The following is an 18898-nucleotide window of genomic DNA, read 5'->3' as shown; positions in this document are numbered from 1 at the left end:
ACAACGCTCATGTCTCATCTAGTATCGAGAAACAGGCGAATCTCAGCAAGGCAATCCGACAACGAGTCATGATCCGTTTCCAAATGGATTTCAGGAGAAAACGGTATCTCATACGGACTATTGATACCCGTAAATTCCTTCAGTCCTCCTGAGCGAGCCAATGCATACAGCCCCTTCTTATCTCGCCGTTCACAAGCGGCCAACGACGCATCCACAAATACTTCAATGAACTCTCCTGGCTCGAACAAAGCCCGTGCAAAATCGCGCTCAGCACGAAACGGGGAAATGAAGGCAACGATGACAATCAGGCCTGCATCCACCATCAACCGTGCCACTTCAGCTACGCGCCGAATGTTTTCCCGACGGTCTTCCGGACTAAATCCCAAGTCCTTGTTGAGTCCATGGCGAACGTTGTCACCGTCAAGCACATAGACGAATCTACCCGCAACATGTAAATCCTCCTCCAGAGAACTAGCCAAAGTAGATTTACCTGCACCGGACAAGCCAGTCAGCCATATGCATCTTGGCTGCTGCTTCATGACTGTAGCTCTTCGAATCTTCCCTACACTGCTATGCTGCCAAAATAGATTCATCGGTGTTCTTTTCCAGCCCAATTTTGATCAATTATGATCGATAGTTAAGCCATCTGCTCAATTTCAACCAGTTACTCGAAAACCGGCCTATAGATCTTGGGCACTACCTGATAGCCCCTAAGCCTTGCGCCGTGAACACCACCGAAGTCAGGATATTCAGGAATTTTTGCAATTCCGCCGCTGGCGCATTGGATATGTACATCACATCTTTGTTGCGTATCGGAAACCCCTGCGCAACAAAGAAGCTGCGTGGATCCTTCAGGTCCACACGATAGATCACGGGCACCTTGCCATCAGGGGTCAAAGGGGGATTTTCGCCGGCTACGCCCAGCACCAAGGGTTCTTCATAACGAAAAATGAATACCCCTCTCGAATCGGCCCGGTTATCCTGCAACCCGCCCGAGCGAGCCAGCGCCTGAGCCAGCGTAATACCCTGCGCCTCAAAGAACACCTCTTCGTTTTTGCCTGTGGCTCCCAAGGCGGTAAAACTCAGCGGCTGGAACAAGGCCGTCACCACATCACCCGGCTGCAACACGATATTCTGCTTGGGGTCTTGGATCACGGTATCCAGCGCCATGGCCTGAACCACATCGCCACGCGTAACCTGAACTGTCATCTTGCCCACCGGTTGGCGAACGCCACCTGATGCTGCAATCGCATCCAGCAAACGTTCCCCTTTGGCTGTCAACGGCATACGGAGACTTTGCGTAACCTCGCCAACCACAGTCACGTTAGAAGTTGCATTACGGGTAATGCGCACCAACACCTGCGCCTGATTTGCCTTGCCATGCAGGCGACGGGCAATTTCAGACTCGATCTCCTGAGGAGACTTACCCGCCGCTGGCACCATACCGGCAAAAGGAATATTGATCGCCCCTTCGTAGGAAACCATCTGCTCAGGAAAAGTCGTCACTCGCGTCGTCGCAGCACCTGCCCGTGGATCGAGCACCGTCGAGCCAAACAAGGTTGCCGGTGGCGCCTCCCATATTGAAACCTCCACAACATCGCCGGCACCAACGCGATAGCCCATCCGCTTGTCATTGGTAAACACATCCGCAAAACGGATTCTTTTATCTGCCGCAAAAACCCGCCGGGCCGTCGCGTCATCGATATCGACCACTCTAATCGGCAATGACGAACTGATCTCAGGCTGCAATACCTGATTCTTATTTGCCCCAGAAGATGGAAGGCTTGAACACGCTGCCAACATCGATATGGCCAATGCAAACACCACGGTCGAAAGAGCCGGAACCCTGCTAAAAGACGAACAGTTCATAAAAGGAAAAAGACCCTTACAAAAACACATATTTAAATACATCTGAATCACGCGATGATCGCCGAAACGCAAGAAGATCGCCAACTTTTTCCTTGCCCACGAATGCGACCGAAGCTAAATTTTGTTCAGAGAATTTCTAGCTATTTGCTTCCTTGAACGCCAGCTATCGTCATCTCAATCGATTTGGCAGCCTGCACGAAATATTTTACCGGTGCCCCGACCAGCCGAAGTTGAGTCGCAACCTCATTAATCAACGCTGTACGTCCAGTGCTCTTACTACCAAGGGACCTTCTTCGCCCATTAGCCACTAGATGACGCATGGCAGACCAAGCCCTCTCAGCCACGCCACCCCAAGAAAAAAGCCCCACGCGCCCGCTCTGCTCAGCAATCAACCAATTTCGGTATTCCTTGTCCAGAATCACTTTACGAATCAGTTCGGACATTGACTGAAGTGACATGGGATCGAACAAAGCCTCCTGCACGCCAACAACCTCAGGAAACGCCGAGCAATTTGACGCAATGACCGGACACCCAGCCGCCATAGCCTCCAGGAGAGGCAACCCGAATCCCTCATGGAGCGAAGGAAATACCAAAGCCAAAGCATGGCGGTAAAACGCAATCAACGCGTCGTCGCTTACGTGCCCGGCAAAGATAAGCTGCCTACTGCCACGAGGAAGCGCCGATGCAATTTTCCCGAGCGCTTTTCTTTGCCCATTCGTGATGCGTCCGACAATGACGACAGACACATCACCAATCTCCGAAGATGGCAGGCTGCCAAAAGCCTGCAAAAAAGCGCCAAGGTTTTTTCTTGGATCCGCCGCACCAACATAAAGAAGATAACGCTCAGGAACCCCATATTTCTTGACGGTATCTTCCCAAGGTGCGCTTTCCCTGCCAAACATCTCGACATCAATACCTGATGAAATATTGGCTACTTGCTCTTCAGACACACCAAGATATTCCATAGCATCCCGACGCGATGCCTGCGAAATCGCCAACAACAAATCAGCGCACTTAAGATGCTGCAATTTTTCCGCATACCAGCCACGAAGCGAAGAGTTCGCAAGATATTGCTCAGGGTAGAGAAACGGAATCAAGTCATAAAACACAACCGCCGTGGGTGGCATATCACATGAAGGAATCGATGTAACCACATCATCCCCACAGCCCTCAAACAAACTGGAAATCAGCAGGCAATCCGGTGAGACCTGACGAATAGCCCATTCTCGGATCACCTGCGAAGTAAGCCGGCGAGCAATATTTCGCGCAGATCCCCATGAGGCCGGTGCAAGCGGATACCAGACCTTGAAGTTTTCTGCCTCGACCAACCCGGAGTATGTTGCTTTAACCTCTTTTTCACCGTCGATAAGTTGGCCGTTCAGTAACAGCACAATCTCATCGCCATCCACTTTTGTCGCAATCAAATGGGCCAGCAAGGCATTCACATAGCGCCCAATACCACGAAACCGGCTGTCGTTCTGAGCTCCCTGCACATCGATCAGAAGTCTCATCAAGACTCCAAATCGCTAGGCAAATCCGGACTGGAGCCCTCAAGCAAGGCCACATAAGATGCCTTCACCGAAGGCTCCATCTGGCCTTCGATTTCAATCAGTTCCTGAAGCATCCCCAACCGATGAATGCCGCCCCAGGGCGCAAATGGAAAATGCGCCCCCCCAACTCGCTCAAAGGTCGTTTTTGCCAGCAAATAAAGCTGATTTTCAATAATTCGCAAACGCCGTTCCGAGGGGGAGTCGCTAGGCAAGCCCAATAACCATCGAATCACGCTCCCGACAACAGGCCTGCATACCAAGCGATATTGACCCAAACGCCTATTGATGCCCGGCAACCTGCCAGCGCGAAAGTACTCTTTAGACTGATCGGCAATCTCAGCCAAAACGTGGTGCTTCGAAAATCCACTACGGAGTAGCAAGACAAATTGTGTCCGCTTATCAGCGGTCACGGGGCTTTCGACCAAAATGTTCAAAACTGCATCGACAAACGCCTCGTCTTCAAGCAACCAAAGACCATTAGCGTCATCGGCCAGACGCGTTTCAAACAATGTCGAAATCCCAACAACCAAGGTCAAGCCTCCAACATCCAGCGCAGAGTCTCTTCCAGCGGATAATCAGCCACAGAACCAATAGCTGCTTCCAGTCTGACTCTTGAACCACGCAGCACATGAACCTCATTGGCCCGCACAAAGGCAGGATTGACACGAACCTCCATCGAATGCCCGGTTATTTTCTCGGCCATCCGCAAGACATCCATCAGCGAATGGGCCCGGCCGCTACAAGTATTGAAAATACTGCCGACTGCGCCCTGTGTCTCGAGCAACCGGCGATAGCAGTTTGCCACCATGCGCACATCCGAGAAATCGCGCGCCACATCAAGATTGCCCAATTCGATAACCGAAGCACGCCGACGAAAATGATCAACAATCTTCGGCAACAGGAAGTTATCTGCCTGCCCAACCCCCGTGTAATTGAAAGGCCGAGTCACTATGATCGGCAAACGATCCGCATACAAACGCGCAACATACTCCATGGCCAACTTGCTAACAGCATAGTCATTTGCCGGAGAAGGAGATACCGACTCATCGATAACCTCGACAGATGCGTTCCCATAGATATTGGCAGTACTCGCCAGCAACACCCCTTTCGCCTTCACATCAGCATCGAGTAGAGCCTGCAAAAGATTGCGCGTGCCAACCACGTTCGTCCGGTAAATTTCATCCACGTTACCATGTGCAACAAAGGAAATCGCCGCCAGATGAACAACATAGTCCGGACGGACAGCCTGTATCACCGAAAGCAAACGAACCCTATCCAGCAAATTTGCCTCAAAAACCGAGTCGGCCTCAACCTCCGGATGCGACCGTTGCACTAGACCAACCACCTCTGCGCCCAATAGCTTGTATTCTCGGGCCAGAAACATGCCAGTAAAGCCATTGGCACCGGTAATCAATACTTTCATGAACAATCCTCATAAGGCAGGCAACGCAGATAGACATAGGAAAGGATCAATCGGCATATTCAATCTGGGTTCGGAGACACCGAGATGCAACCACATCTATGAATTAGACGTGATGAATACCACCAACTAAACACAGATACACAGCCGCAACCAAGTTCCTATATAAGCCACGCATTAATTGCCTAATCTGCGATTTTCGGCTAACGATAAAAAATTATCTGTCCCGAATATGCTGCACATTTCTTCATCAATAGGATCCTCCGTTTTGATTACGATAAAGATCCGCCTCAAGCATAATTTGACACATTTGCTCAAGCGTCACTTTGGGCTTCCAACCCAATTCTCTTTTTGCCTTTTCGGGATCGCCAATAAGCAACTCAACTTCGGCTGGGCGATAGAACCTTGGATTGACCTTGATTAAGGTCTTTCCAGATTTGATATCAACCCCCACCTCATCCTCAGCCATACCATTGAACGACAACTCGAAACCAGCTGCCTTAGCGGCCATACTGACAAAATCACGCACTGTCTCAGTCCGATTAGTCGCCAACACATACGTATCTGGCTGAGCAGCTTGCAACATGCGCCACATTCCTTCGACGTACTCCTCGGCATAGCCCCAATCTCTTTTTGCGTCGAGGTTACCTAACTCTAGAACATCCAGTTTACCAAGTCTGATCTTAGCAAATGAATCAGTAATCTTGCGAGTCACAAACTCCAATCCCCGTAAAGGAGACTCATGATTAAATAAAATACCGCTACAACCAAAAATATCGTAAGACTCTCGGTAATTTACGGTCATCCAATGTGCGTAAAGCTTTGCGACACCATAAGGACTACGGGGATAGAACGGAGTACTCTCAGTCTGAGGTATGGCTTGCACCTTTCCGAACATTTCCGAGGTGCTAGCCTGATAAAAACGAATTTTCCGATTCACGACACGAATCGCCTCAAGCAGATGAAGGGGACCTAACCCCGTAATATGTGCCGTAGTCATTGGCTGATCAAATGAAACAGCGACAAAACTTTGGGCCGCAAGATTATAAACTTCAGTAGCCTGGGTATTTTCAAGCAAACGAATACTTGCTCCTAAATCCGTCAAGTCATACTCAACCAAATTCAAATTCGCATGATTATCAATTCCCAATTCACGAATCCGCCAAAAATTAGTAGATGCGGTACGACGATAAGTACCAAAAACCTTATAGCCTTTCTGAAGCAGCAATGCTGCAAGATAAGCACCATCTTGACCAGTAACTCCAGTAATAATTGCGGTTCTCATAAGCCATCCAGTAATTCATTAAAAGTTAGGTTGGGTAGTAATTAAATAAAAATTAAAAAATGCAGCAACCAAAACCGTTATTTCATGATTGCAAAAAGTTTATCCAAAGAATTTGCAAAGCATAATGGAAGTGGCACTTGTAGAATTTTTTGATTAATAAAATAAGAACCAAGCAGTCCCCAGCACTAGACGTAGTTCTGCAGAAGCCACTGTGAATATTCAGCATAAGCCAATTGCTTAGATTTTATAGCCGTCGATTTCAACTTGGCCTGATTGATGTATTCTCCTGGCTCGATAAGTTGAAAATTGCACATCGCATGCACTCGGTTTAGCCATTCAACCTCATCAGCCATAAAATCCTCATAAAAACAATTGACAATCCGCGACTCAGAAATGGTAGACGCAAAAACTTGTAGGTAAATATCAGATAGGCTGATCATTTGCAGAGCGGAATTAATCTCTGCATTGCTAACGACAACACAATTATCAGGTGACTCGTCTGGATTACCGTAATAATGATAAGTTCCGGCCTTAATCGCTATAGCAAGACTAACAGCCTGCTTTATACGATCACGGCGTCTAATCACGAGCCAATATGCATTCTCGCCGAAGAAAGCCCGTTTGACATCTTGGTTACAACTTGCCAACCTGTGTATTACAGAGAGAGCCTTACACATTATTTTAGCCGGCGCAAAGCCTGAAGAGGGGTCAAGGTATAAGGTACGCCACGTCTCGATGACATCACCTGGTGAAGAGCTTTCGTCGAGGAACGAAAAAAGCTCTTCTGCGAGGGGCCACATGAAGTACCCAAAATTATTAGCTAGCTCATATGCCAGAGACTCAGCTACGTATGTTGAACCTGAGCGAACTTCGCTAGCGATAAAAAGACACTTTCGGTTTGAATCAATCAATGACATCTTCTAAGGTAATGGATAGCAAAATATATTAAAATGTAGTTGTATAAAAACCGCAATCCGACACTCAACGAACATATATGGCCTAAAATATTGAAAACCATAGCATACCCTAATCTTGGAGCGCCTATAGCACAGAGGAAATCTCACTTTCCGTTCTACATAAAATTAGCAATCTCCATAAATAAGCCTTGATATCCAATATATAGAAACAACTCCCCCTTCCATTGGCCAAGCAAAGCACACTTCAATAGGCAATTTTTGCAGCTTTAAAAACAATACCCGAACGAACGTGCACTGAGTAATTATGGACTTTGGTGCCTCAATATCGATAACTAGGCCTGCTATCCAATTTCAAATAGTCACTCCAAACACTTATTGAACCGCTCTTAATTCCCCAATAGGCTACAGCGGCTGCACCAGCACGAAGCTGATCATAAGATGTGTTATTTTCTATCTTCTGTAATATATTTTTAAGAGTATCCGCCTCATGGATAGAAAGTCCACCACCGCCACAGGAACGTAATATCCATGGCACGCTAAACGATAAATGCCCAAACCACTCTGACACGGAGACCGCAACTCCCGCATCTGCGAAGATAGCCTCAACACCCCAAGGAGTTGTATTGAAAAAATGATACGGAACCCCGTGTAGCGGTTGAAGGAAAGCTGACTCTATATACACCAGTCCTCCAGGCTTAGTAATACGAGCAATTTCCTTCGCAGCCCTAAAAGGATCCTTCATGTGCTCCATTACAGCTTGGCTGAATACAACGTCAAATGTATCATTGGCAAACGGCAAATCATGACCATCACAATAAACATCCGGGGCGGCAAAATCCATATACTCACAAGATAAGACCCTAGGATCTCCGAACTTTCGGTCCCCCGAACTGCAATCCAAAACAAGCGCGTCCTGGCACAAGTGATCCAAACACCACGAAAAAGCAGCCGGATAATGGTTACCTCTGTTGATCTGCTCGAAATTACCTTTACCTTCACTTAAGAAGCATGCATCAAATCCAAAAAACAGTATTTCATCACCGCGTGCCGCATTATGCGCATCACCAGCAGTAATTCGGATTACCTTAATCCCTGAACAGTTAGTGAATACAGGGATCGCAATAACTGCAGGATCTAATTCACAGTATAAATCGCAATCAACCTTATGGATGCCATTAACTTCGATCCCAACAGCTCCTCCCCAGGGGCTGGAAAGAAATCTAAGCGACAAATCCGTTGCGTCAGTGACAATTTCAATTGATGACACACCTGATTCGCTACTCCTTCTTTGACACCCCCTCTCTATTCGTTCCGTGTCAGTTGTATATGGATCAAATACAAAGCCTTCGTATTTGATCGCAGGGTCACTCCACGGAACACGTTTATACTGAAAAGGGGGAGAGACTACTTCCTCCTCTAGGTTTAATAATTTAGCTTCAGAAAACCGAAGGAAGTCAACTTTTCCAAACTTAATAGCTCCGACAATATCCCCGCAAACCTTACAGGCAAGGGCGCCATGCTTAATTACACCATCAGATGTGCGTGAGTGAGCGATAATATCCAGCGGAACCTTATGAACCGGGCAAGTTAAATATTTAATAAAATTATTCATAGAGAAATATTGTAGGTTATTAATCGTAGTTTATATACGCTTACAGCGAAGTTAAGTTTAATAAAAGCAAACACCAGATTAACTCCAATACACTACAAAATAAAATATATCCGCCATACCCAATATTTTGATAACCGTTATGAAAATAAAAATACTCCACTACACAGTCAAACTGCTAATATACTCTTAGCAAACCCTTTTGCAAATGCATCAATAGTGAAATTATCATTATAACGCTGATAACCTGCATTACCATATTTTTCGCGTAAAATCGGATCATCAACCAATAGTTGTACTGCATTCGAGATAGCCTCTGGATCATTAACCGAAACAAGAATTCCGGATTTACCATTAATAACCACCTCTGGAACCCCCCCCACATCGCAGCCAATACAAGGCTTTTTGTAGCGCATAGCCTCAACATAAATAAGACCAAAGCTCTCATAGCGGCTAGGCGCTACAAATACATCACAGTCCGCATAGGCTTTCTCAAGACTTTCATCATCGATAATCCCAGTAACTTCAACCCTATCAAACCACGCCTCACTAGAATACTTATTCGAGAACTCATCCCAATATGATAGCCCAATAAAACTTGGAATCGTATTATCTCCCACAAGTTTAAACTCAATATTTCTATTCCTCTTCAGCAATCCAGGTATAATCTCAAGTAACTCAATAATACCCTTCCGAACCTCAAAGCGACCGACAAAAAGGATTTGGACTCGCGATTTAATGCCTCGATCATCAAGCAACGCTAGATCTGGCGCTTTAATTCCAAACGGTTGAATGACAGTTTTTGCCTTATTTAGAGTTACATCGTAGAAATTTTCCACATCACGGTGTATCGCACGAGTACTAGCTAAAACTAGGTCAACTTCATCAAGCGCCCAATGTTCGGCTTCGATCATCTTTTGGATATGATTTTCAAAATAATGGGAATTCGATTTCCATTCAGGTTTACTCTCAAGCATCAATCCGTAGCTAGTGACAAGATACATACCAACACGATAGCGCTTAGAAGCAATAACCGCAGCGATATGCAAATCCCAAATGGTTCCGATAACCCATTCAACATTTCGATGTATCTGAACGCGATCGATTTCAGCAAGTACCTGTTCCGACATGGCCAAACTACTTTCTGGCATAAACGGTACTTCACTAGATACTCTATCAAAAGAACATGCGGCCAATCGATGAACCCAAACTCCATCCTCCATATCAACAGTATGAGGGCGATCTGGTTCTCCAAAGGTAATTACTGTTATTTCATGCCCGATAGCAGCAAGGTGCTTAGCGAGTTGATGCATGAATACAGCAATACCACCGCACGGCCGAGGGGGATATAAATCAGTAACAAATGCGATTTTCAATTGCCTCATCTGCGCAGGCATTAATCGACGAAACGGCAACCACGGCTGCGCAAATTGCTCAACAGAATTTTGGCAAATAAGCTTCCTCCACGGATGCGCAAAAGCATCCCTTACCCCCTCCTCCAACCCCTTATAAATTGAGAGCTTCAAGTCATTTGCTTCATCTGCAGTTAGACCACCGGTAGTTAATGCCCAATTAGTATTATTAATAAAATTATGTTTACTTCTATCTATATATTCAAAAACGCTTAATAGCGAATTGTATCCCGCGTTATTTCTTATGCAAAAATATGCCGTACTCCGGGCGATTGGCAACCAAGTTCGAGGGAGGCCTTTCTCGGACCTGATATGGCTTCTAGCATATTTATGGTGAACTTCAGCATCTTCAACAATTAATATCAAATAGCCGGCATCAACTAGCCGAGCCACGACATCAGTTTCATCCAAAAAATATTCATATTCAAGATCAAACCCACCAATTTCCAAAAGTGCATTTCGACGAAACGTAGAATTTACACCAATCATGCCGGGAAACTTATGCGATCCCGGTTTCACTTTTGGAACCAGTGAATGATCATCAATCAACACATCCGAATTACCATCCCGCTTAGATATAATATACTTTGTTTGAAACTCAACTCCAGTATGGTTTCTAACAAATCCTCCGACCGCCCCAACACCCACATCATCATATGCTGGCGCAATTTTATCAAGCCAATCGGGCTCTGGAATTCCATCATCATCAGTAAATGCAACTATTTCGCCCTGCGCAGCGAGAATGCCGATATTGCGAGACATGGAAAGATTAGCTTCAGGACACTGGAGAATTTTAAGTTTGCCTTGCCAATTCTTCTTGAGATAATCCATTGTACCGTCCGTGCTGGGGCCGTCCACGACAATTACTTCTAAGTCTGGATATCGCAACCTCTGCACAGCATCAAGAGCCTGCGGCAATGTATGAAGACGGTTATAAGTACTAATAACAAGTGAAATTTTCATTTTTTATAAAACCATATAGTTTATTTGCCGTGCGTTGCAACTATACTGGCCTGAACACCATCTAGCGCTGCTATGACTAAATCAAGTCTCTCTTCCAAAACACGCTGTCGATTTGGTAGTTTTTTTGCTTCATCAGTATTAACCAAATGCTTTAAAACAGAAACCTTACTATCACCCCGCTTAATATTATTATAAAAATATTCAAGACCATGCTGATCGGCCTCTCTTGCCAATATTGCAATATACGAAGCCTTCACGAACTCTTCACCTTCTAGTTTCATGATACTCTCAATACTCCAAGGCGCTCGCATTTTTGAACTCAAGTATATTTCGTCGACCTGCATACTGATCTGATCAAAACTAGAAAATAGACTTTGGATACGATTATCTTTATAAACATCATTATCCTCAGAAAGGTTCCTCCGCGACACTGAATCAACAAAGCCAATAGGAACTCGTGTTTGCAAGCCGGTATTTAACGACGCAAGTCTCACCAATTGATACTCCAATCGACGGCTTGCAGCAAAAAAATCAGCGATGGAATAATATATTCCAAATATCCAGTAAGCTCGTCTTTTTTCATGTTGTATTATTAATTTCAGACCTGGTATATCTTCAATGTCTGAAGTAAACTCATTTGACTTGGAGAGTTGCCAAATCAATTGAGACTTACGGCATCCGTTGCTTAGACGACCAAGATAATATTGCATTCCAGTATTATCCGGATCACGCTTTAGCAACAATTGATACAATGCCGTAACGAATTCTTCTCCATCAAGAAGAGCCAATCCATTTATATGATAAATTCTCTGCATCACCTTGCCACCATCCATTGTTATTTCAGATTTAGTATTTTGAAATATGGAATTTCCATACTTTTTCTTATGCCATTCTACTGCTCTCACTTCACCTGTTTTCAAATCGGTTTTAATATTGCTTTGTGATTCCCTTGACATATCAAACCGCCCTCCCCCTCCTGTTGGCAAAACCAATTTCTCTGCTGAGCACTGATTACAAAAAGGCTCCTTATCGCCAAAGATATGCGTTAAACGCCACCATCTACTTCGACGCATATTTGTGATAGCCGAACGAGCAAACATTAACTTAAGTCTCAGCCGAGATAACTGTATTGACTTCAAATTTAAGTCGATCTGAGCATTACAAAGCTGTTTCGTTAATGTACGCTCACGATGCAACAAATCTGCGTCAACTAGCTCTTTTGCCTTCCGAACTGCGGCCAACTCGGCTTGCAATTGCCGCTCCTGATCTGCTTGTTGTCGACTTTGTGCCTCCATCGCCAAATGCGCTTCATTTCGTGCTGTTGCTAAGTCTTTTGCAAAGGCGCGCTCACGATCCAACAAATCTGCCTCAACTAGCTCTTTTGCCTTCCGGGCTGCGGCCAACTCGGCTTGCAATTGCCGCTCTTGATCTGCTTGTTGTCGACTTTGTGCCTCCATCGCCAAATGCGCTTCATTTCGTGCTGTTGCTAAGTCTTTTGCAAAGGCGCGCTCACGATCCAACAAATCTGCCTCAACTAGCTCCTTTGCCTTCCGAATTGCCGCCAACTCGGCTTGCAATTGCCGCTCCTGATCCGCTTGTTGTCGACTTTGTGCCTCCATCGCCAAATGCGCTTCATTTCGTACTGTTGCTAAGTCTTTTGCAAAGGCGCGCTCACGATCAATCAGCTCCATCCACTGTGATTGACTCTCTGAGCGTGCTCTTTCTAAGGTACGGGTGGCTAGTACCAATAGCGCACGCTCACGTTTGGATGACTCTGTTTGCTGGGCTGAAGCTCGTACACGAGTATTTTCCAACTGGCACTCGACTGCGAGTTTTTGGTGATTCAATTCCGCCAGCTCTCTATTATTAGCCATCACAATGCGACTAGTATGTGATGTTGCGGAACCACTCAGCTGAAAGCCGTCAAAGACATTCGGCGGTCGATCAAAATGCGGCAATAGATCCAGATGCTTTTCACTTAGGTAATACCTGTTAAGGCCATCGCGGTAGACAAGCCTGTAGGCACGCTTTAGTAACAGATATTCCCACTTCTCAAATGTCTCAATCGGCGAATTTGGGTATGTTGCTTCAACAACGACAACCCAAGGATGACGTGGCGACAATTCCCAACCGGCAAGTACTTCTCTCTCAAACCCCTCTACGTCTATTTTTAGCCAATGAATGTCTTCTCCAGGAGCAAGAGCGAGTAGATCATCCAGTGTCACCGAAGTAACCAAGGTTTCCACTACTTTACAACCCAAGCTATGTAGATGCTCTTCAGCTATATCCTTACACGCCGTGGACAACCCGCCACCAGGGATTTCATAAAATTGAAGAACGCCCGGCCTTTCTGCGACAAGTGCCTGAACCACAATCTCATCAGAGCGATCGGCTCTTAAGCGATTTGCGAATTCAGCTGTTGGCTCGACATGGATGCCACGCCATCCCTGTTCATAGAAGGCTTTGCTTACGGAATCGACTATTGGATCCTGAGCCCCAATATCGATGTAGTTACCTTTCTCGACATGCCCAAGCGCGCGCCAAAGAATCACATCTTCAAAGTTCTGTGCGTAAGAAATGATGCCCATTATGCAAACTCTCCATACCGTTCAGCCGAATAGGAATCAGGCAACAACTGGCCGAGCAGGCTGTTCAAACTGGCTCGCCAGGTGGGAAGTAGAATTCGCTCGACGCTCCGCTCAAGCTTGCCAAGCTTGTTGGCATCGTCGAACCAAAGTTCGACAGCTGCGCCAATGGTTTCAGTATTGGCATCTGCTGCGAAGTAGCTGACCAATGGTGTGTGAAATTGACGAAAAACGGCCAAATCGCGTGCGAGTACCGATTTGCCTTGGCCAAGCGCCTCCAGTAGCGGCAGGCCGTAACCTTCGGCAAATGAGGCGGCAATAACGCCCGTGCAATTTTCGTAGAGCGCATTCAGCGCTTCGTCACTGGCATTATCAAACCAGAAGAGCCGGTCGTTGAGATACGGGTTTGCCGTGATTCTGCGTTGCAGACCATCCGTCATCCAGCCGGGTCTGCCGACAATAACGAGCTTATGGGAGCGGCCCTTGGCCCAGAGATGTTCGAAGGCATTGAGCATTTCCCCGTAGCCCTTGCGCGGTTCAACGGTGCCGACCATCAGCGCGGCCTTGCCTTGCATAATCAAGTTCAACGTGCCAGAAAAGCCCTCTGGCAGCCCGGCACTGGGCTTACTCGCCTTGATATCAGCCCCCATCGGAAAAACATTGGCCGGAATGGCTCCCGGTTGCAGGCCATATCGGCTTTGCATGAGGTTTTCGAAATCCTGTTTGACGGGCGGCGAAATGCAGAAGACCTGGTCTGCCAGAATGGCAACGGATTTGATCCAACGGCGAAAGGCACGAACCAGTTTGGCTGAGAACCACTGGGGGAATTGCAACGGTAGAAGGTCGTAGATCACAAAAGCGAGTTTTAGCCCGCGAGACTTCCATGCTGCCATCTGTTTTTGGTGGCGGGGAATAATGTGCGCCGAGAGATCGAGACCCAAAAAAACATCGCCGGCCTGTGGTTCAATTTTTGGGCATTTTTCCAGGTTGACCGTAGGAATCTGCCAGGGAACGGCACGATAGGGCTGCCGAGGTGTCGCCGCCACCGGCTGGATGCGCCAACCGGCTATCGACGAGACCTGCAGTTCCGCGAGCAGTGCGCGAACAACGCGTTGGATTCCGCTGCCGGCATCCCGCCGGCTGATGACGGATATATCAACCCATAGAGTCGATTCGGACGGGTTTGAGCCACCCCTGACTGGCTGGATGGCGTTTCGTGCCTTGGCTACCGAATGGCGCTCGATCACAGCCGGAATATGAGGTAGTTTTTTCAGGCTTTCCAGCCACGCAAGGAGCATTAGTTCGTTGCCTTTTGATACCAGGCGTAGGCACTATCGATATCGGAAAACTCATGCAACTTGCCTTGATGCAACACATAGGCTTTCGTACAGTGCTCGCGAATGTTGTGGGTTTCGTGCGAAACGATGATGAAGCCGCGGTCACTGCGCTTTTCAAATAGCTCGTGCTGACACTTGGCGTGAAAGCGCGCGTCGCCTACTGAAATAATTTCATCGATCAAAAAGCAGTCAAATTCAACCGCCATCGAAATGGCAAAGGCCAGACGGGCACGCATGCCGGACGAATAGGTTTTGACCGGCTCCCGCAGGTATTTTCCGAGTTCGGAAAACTCCTGCACATAGGGGACTTTGTCTTCGTGTGTCACCCCGTAAATCCGGCAGATGAACTTGAGGTTGTCCAAGCCAGTCAGGCTGCCCTGAAAGGCACCGCCAAATGCCAGCGGCCAGGAAAGACTCATGCCGCGCTTGATACTGCCGGATGTAGGCCGTTCGGCGCCACTCAGGATTCGGATCAGCGTGGACTTACCGGCCCCATTGCGACCGAGAATGCCAATTTTCTCCCCGGGTTGTATCCTGAAATTGAGGTTATCGAGGACAGTATTGTGCCCCCCACGCATGGGGTACACCTTGGTCAGATTGCAAACCTCGATCATTCCGGCGTCACCAGACGGCTGGCAACACGCTCTTGTGCCAAACCGAGTACCGTCAGAGTTAGGCAGCACGCAGCCATGTAGCCAAGGTCGTGATGCGTCTTGACAGCATCCCCGAAATAGCCTTCTCGAAGGTATTCGACGCCATGGACCATGGGCAACCACAGCACTGCGTTTTGGGCTGCGGTCGGCAACCAGTCGACCATATAGGCAGCCCCGGATAGCGGAAACATGAGATAAGCAGCGGGATGCCAGAATTTTTCGATTAATTCACTACGGCACGACAACGCACCTAAAAATATGGCAAGCGAGAAACCAAACCAGATAAGCATAAACCACCCAATCAGAATCTTCAGCACGTCATGGGGCATATTCATCCATCCCATGGCGGTTGCAACAGCCGCCAACGTCAGGAAGGAGATGGATGCCCCAAGCGCCTCGAGCAACAACCGAGACAGGAAGATATCGATCACTTTTACATTGCGGTGGTACATAAGGGACAAATTGGGCTCAATTGCATGCACTGTTCGAGCGGGCATATTGCGCCAGAGAAGCACCGACGAATACCCGGTAATCGCAAAGGCGACTATCGGGATAGGCGAGTTATGGTGCATATCCGCCAGTGACCAGAGAATGGTGATGCCGATGGTGAAAAGCATCGGTTCGGCAAACAGCCACATGAAACCAATGTTGTGCCGGCCGTAGCGGGTAATAACCTCCCGTAGCAGCAACGCGCCGACCACCCGGCACTGAACGCGAAACGCCTTAAGTGTCTCGTTCATACCTTAATCGAGATGTTCCCGCATACCGGCAAAAAGCATTGTCAACACGGCAAACATAACCAAACCAACCGCCAGTGTAGAAATGATGCCCCGCAAGCGGCGTGGCTCCATGGCCTGATCCGGTATATTTGGCGTGACAATACGCTCAAGATAAAGCTGCTTTCGCTGGGCGTCGTTCTTGGCCAGTTCAAGGGTACTCATCGCGCTGGCCAACATTTTGTCGGAAAACTCCTTTTCCAACGCGAGCCGCTGGAACTCTGCTGCCTTGCCGGCAAGGGAGCGTTCACCGCCTGTAACTCGCTTGGTTTCTGCTTCAATCTCCGCTTCAAGAAGCCCAACTCGCTGACGCAAAACAGGGAGTTGAGGATTGTCTTTGGCGAGTTTCTCGAGTTGCATGACTTGCGTTTTGGTCGCAATCAATTCGTCCTGCAACTTCGCTACTTGTTGCAGCGGGATGGTTGATTGCTTTTCCGGGTCGATTACACCTTTGGCGCTTCGATACTGAGATAAGGCGAGTGCAGCTGCTTTAGCCTTGACCTGGGCATCTGTTACTTCATCAGCGGCGAAGCGGACCATGTCCTGACGTCCCCGCTCGTTCAGCTTATTGACAAGGCTTTCAGCCAGCTCGACCAAGCGCTGATTGATGCTTTGTGCTCCTTCAGCAGTAAAGGCCCGAACAGTCAAGGTAGTGATGGAGGAGGTTGAGTCAAGTTGGACATTGACCTTTTTCTGGTAGTACTGATGAAAGGCCTCCAGGCTGTCATCCCAATCCGTACCTGCGAAGCGGCTGAATAAATCGATACTGGATGAGGAATATGCATCCTTGATCTTGAGCTCATCGTTAAGCGCCTTCAGGGCATCCCGAGACAACACGTAGTCCTGAACCGTGTATGAATCGTCCTGCGCCTTAGAGAAGCCGGCCCCCTTCAAAATAAGGCCCAAGGGTGAGGTTGATTGCCGCTCGGGGCTGCGTACGACGAAACGGGACTCGGAGATATATACATCCGATGCGATCAACCCAAAATATAGAATTGCCAACGCTGTCGGGATAATCGTGGTGACCAGCAGCAGCTTGTTCTGAAACAGCGTGGTTACATATTTCAATTTCATGCTCTTTCGTAGTTATTCCGAGGAAGAAGGCAAAAACATACCAAGCTTTGTCATATCCGATGACCATTTAGCATCTATAAAACAGAAGTGCTTGAAAACGAATAAAAATAGCGAAACATTATTGCTGCAAACAAAATGCAGCGAGCGCAGTATCAATTTGCGCATTGCTATGCATATAACTAATAAAGAAACGCAAGCGCGCAGCACGTTCCTCCACAGCCGGATGAATGATCGGCTGGACATTGACTCCCTGCTCGAACATGTACTGCGAGAGCTTGGTGGCCTTTAGCGAACTGCCGATGATCGCAGGAATGATTGCGTAGCCTTGTGACAGACCTATATCAACCCCTTTCCTGGCAGCTTGTTCCAGAAAATACGCACCCCGGGCACGTATACCGGCGACACGCTCAGGTTCATCCAACATGATGCGTATGGAGGCAAGCGATGCAGCAGCCATGTGAGGGGCAATGCCGACGCTGTACACAAACCCGGGAGCAGCATATTTGAGATATTCAACGAGCGCTTTTTCCCCTGCAATGTACCCACCACAGCCAGCAAACGCCTTGCTCAAGGTCCCCATCCAGATATCGACTGCACTGCCAGGCAAACCAAAGTGCTCACGTATTCCCCGCCCCGTTTCACCAAGAACACCGAGCGAATGAGCCTCGTCCACCATCAGAAACGCTTTATAGCGATTCTTGATATCGACAAAATGCGGCAGGTCAGGGATATCGCCATCCATGCTGTAGAGGCCTTCGATTACGATCAAGGTGCGTTCGAAGTTGCCGCGTAACTCAGTCAGAATGCTTTCCAGCGATTCCGGATTGTTGTGATTAAACGCCCGGCGGGTTGCACCGGAAAGTCTGATGCCTTCGAAGACGCTGTTATGAATCAGGCTGTCGTGGACGATCAGGTCCTTCGGGCCAAACAGGGTCGAGATCGTCGTGACATTGGTAGCATGGCCGCTGACGAAAACGACGCAATCCTCAACTTCATAGAGATCGGCAATGGTTTCTTCCAGCTCGCGCTGGATGGGGCGCTCGCCAGCGACCAGACGACTGGCGGAGGCTGAGGTGCCGTAGCGGTCGATTGCGTCCTTGGCGGCCTGATTGACTCGCGGATCACCGGATAGTCCGAGATAGTTATAACTGGAAAAATTGATATAGCTCTTGCCGCCGATTATTGTCGTGGCACCCGCTACGCCTTCGTGGGTTTTGAAGTAGGGGTTTTCTATACCCAACTTACGTGCAGCGGCCTGTGGAAGTGCAACCTTCTCGTAACCGGGAAATTTGTCGAAACGACAAAATTTATCGGGAATTTGGGCAAAATTTCCGGTTGACCGTAGCAATGTTGCCGCGGCATCTGGTTGGCTGTCGCGCCGGGCCAAAAATCGCTTGACCAACTGTTCCTTGGCATTCCCGACGAGTCCGAAGTTTTGTTTACTCATG

General features: G+C 47.8%; 15 protein-coding genes. All 15 read right to left on the bottom strand.

Features of this window, described 5'->3' with window-relative positions; all coding sequences use genetic code 11:
• Positions 1-14 precede the first annotated feature (14 nt).
• The 15 genes from cysC to KI610_RS09395 all read right to left on the bottom strand — a co-directional run bounded on the left by cysC (position 15) and on the right by KI610_RS09395 (position 18897).
• Complete coding sequence (gene cysC / locus KI610_RS09465; RefSeq protein ID WP_404827494.1) at positions 15-539, bottom strand: adenylyl-sulfate kinase; 525 nt, start codon at positions 537-539, stop codon at positions 15-17.
• Between the two features lie 157 nt (positions 540-696).
• Positions 697-1953 (bottom strand): polysaccharide biosynthesis/export family protein, encoded by a 1257-nt coding sequence (locus KI610_RS09460; RefSeq protein ID WP_226498394.1) that lies wholly within the window; start codon positions 1951-1953, stop codon positions 697-699.
• 56 nt (positions 1954-2009) lie between these two features.
• Positions 2010-3380, bottom strand: a complete 1371-nt coding sequence (locus KI610_RS09455; protein WP_226498393.1) for a glycosyltransferase family 4 protein — start codon at positions 3378-3380, stop codon at positions 2010-2012.
• Positions 3380-3955 carry a hypothetical protein gene (locus KI610_RS09450; RefSeq protein WP_226498392.1) on the bottom strand — a complete coding sequence of 192 codons (576 nt, stop codon included), beginning with the start codon at positions 3953-3955 and terminating at the stop codon, positions 3380-3382. The genes KI610_RS09455 and KI610_RS09450 overlap by 1 nt, the downstream gene beginning before the upstream one ends.
• On the bottom strand, positions 3952-4842 hold the full coding sequence (locus tag KI610_RS09445; RefSeq protein ID WP_226498391.1) for an NAD-dependent epimerase/dehydratase family protein: 891 nt from the start codon (positions 4840-4842) through the stop codon (positions 3952-3954). Before KI610_RS09445 ends, KI610_RS09450 begins: the two co-directional genes overlap by 4 nt.
• A 247-nt stretch (positions 4843-5089) precedes the next feature.
• Positions 5090-6124, bottom strand: a complete 1035-nt coding sequence (gmd, locus tag KI610_RS09440; RefSeq protein ID WP_226498390.1) for a GDP-mannose 4,6-dehydratase — start codon at positions 6122-6124, stop codon at positions 5090-5092.
• 185 nt (positions 6125-6309) lie between these two features.
• On the bottom strand, positions 6310-7035 hold the full coding sequence (locus KI610_RS09435; RefSeq protein ID WP_226498389.1) for a hypothetical protein: 726 nt from the start codon (positions 7033-7035) through the stop codon (positions 6310-6312).
• Positions 7036-7360: 325 nt separating this feature from the next.
• Complete coding sequence (locus KI610_RS09430) at positions 7361-8653, bottom strand: class I SAM-dependent methyltransferase (protein WP_226498388.1); 1293 nt, start codon at positions 8651-8653, stop codon at positions 7361-7363.
• 167 nt (positions 8654-8820) lie between these two features.
• Complete coding sequence (locus KI610_RS09425) at positions 8821-11025, bottom strand: glycosyltransferase (protein WP_226498387.1); 2205 nt, start codon at positions 11023-11025, stop codon at positions 8821-8823.
• Between the two features lie 20 nt (positions 11026-11045).
• Positions 11046-13613, bottom strand: a complete 2568-nt coding sequence (locus KI610_RS09420) for an FkbM family methyltransferase (protein ID WP_226498386.1) — start codon at positions 13611-13613, stop codon at positions 11046-11048.
• A complete protein-coding gene (locus KI610_RS09415) occupies positions 13613-14908 on the bottom strand; it encodes a glycosyltransferase family 4 protein (RefSeq protein ID WP_226498385.1) in 1296 nt (431 codons plus the stop codon). Before KI610_RS09415 ends, KI610_RS09420 begins: the two co-directional genes overlap by 1 nt.
• Positions 14908-15525: an ABC transporter ATP-binding protein gene (locus KI610_RS09410; protein ID WP_319004222.1), complete on the bottom strand. Its 618-nt coding sequence runs from the start codon at positions 15523-15525 to the stop codon at positions 14908-14910. The genes KI610_RS09415 and KI610_RS09410 overlap by 1 nt, the downstream gene beginning before the upstream one ends.
• A gap of 32 nt (positions 15526-15557) precedes the next feature.
• Positions 15558-16340 carry an ABC transporter permease gene (locus KI610_RS09405; protein ID WP_226498384.1) on the bottom strand — a complete coding sequence of 261 codons (783 nt, stop codon included), beginning with the start codon at positions 16338-16340 and terminating at the stop codon, positions 15558-15560.
• 3 nt (positions 16341-16343) lie between these two features.
• On the bottom strand, positions 16344-17450 hold the full coding sequence (locus KI610_RS09400) for a hypothetical protein (protein ID WP_226498383.1): 1107 nt from the start codon (positions 17448-17450) through the stop codon (positions 16344-16346).
• A 118-nt stretch (positions 17451-17568) separates the two neighbouring features.
• The gene (locus KI610_RS09395; RefSeq protein WP_226498382.1) at positions 17569-18897 is read right to left on the bottom strand and encodes an aminotransferase class I/II-fold pyridoxal phosphate-dependent enzyme; all 1329 of its coding nucleotides are present in this window, start codon (positions 18895-18897) and stop codon (positions 17569-17571) included.
• Position 18898: the final 1 nt, after the last annotated feature.

Origin of the sequence: Ferribacterium limneticum, assembly GCF_020510565.1 — a bacterium.
GTDB classification, from domain to species: Bacteria; Pseudomonadota; Gammaproteobacteria; order Burkholderiales; family Rhodocyclaceae; genus Azonexus; species Azonexus limneticus_B.
Note: the sequence above shows the minus strand (reverse complement) of the source record. Positions and strands in the feature narration are given on the sequence as shown.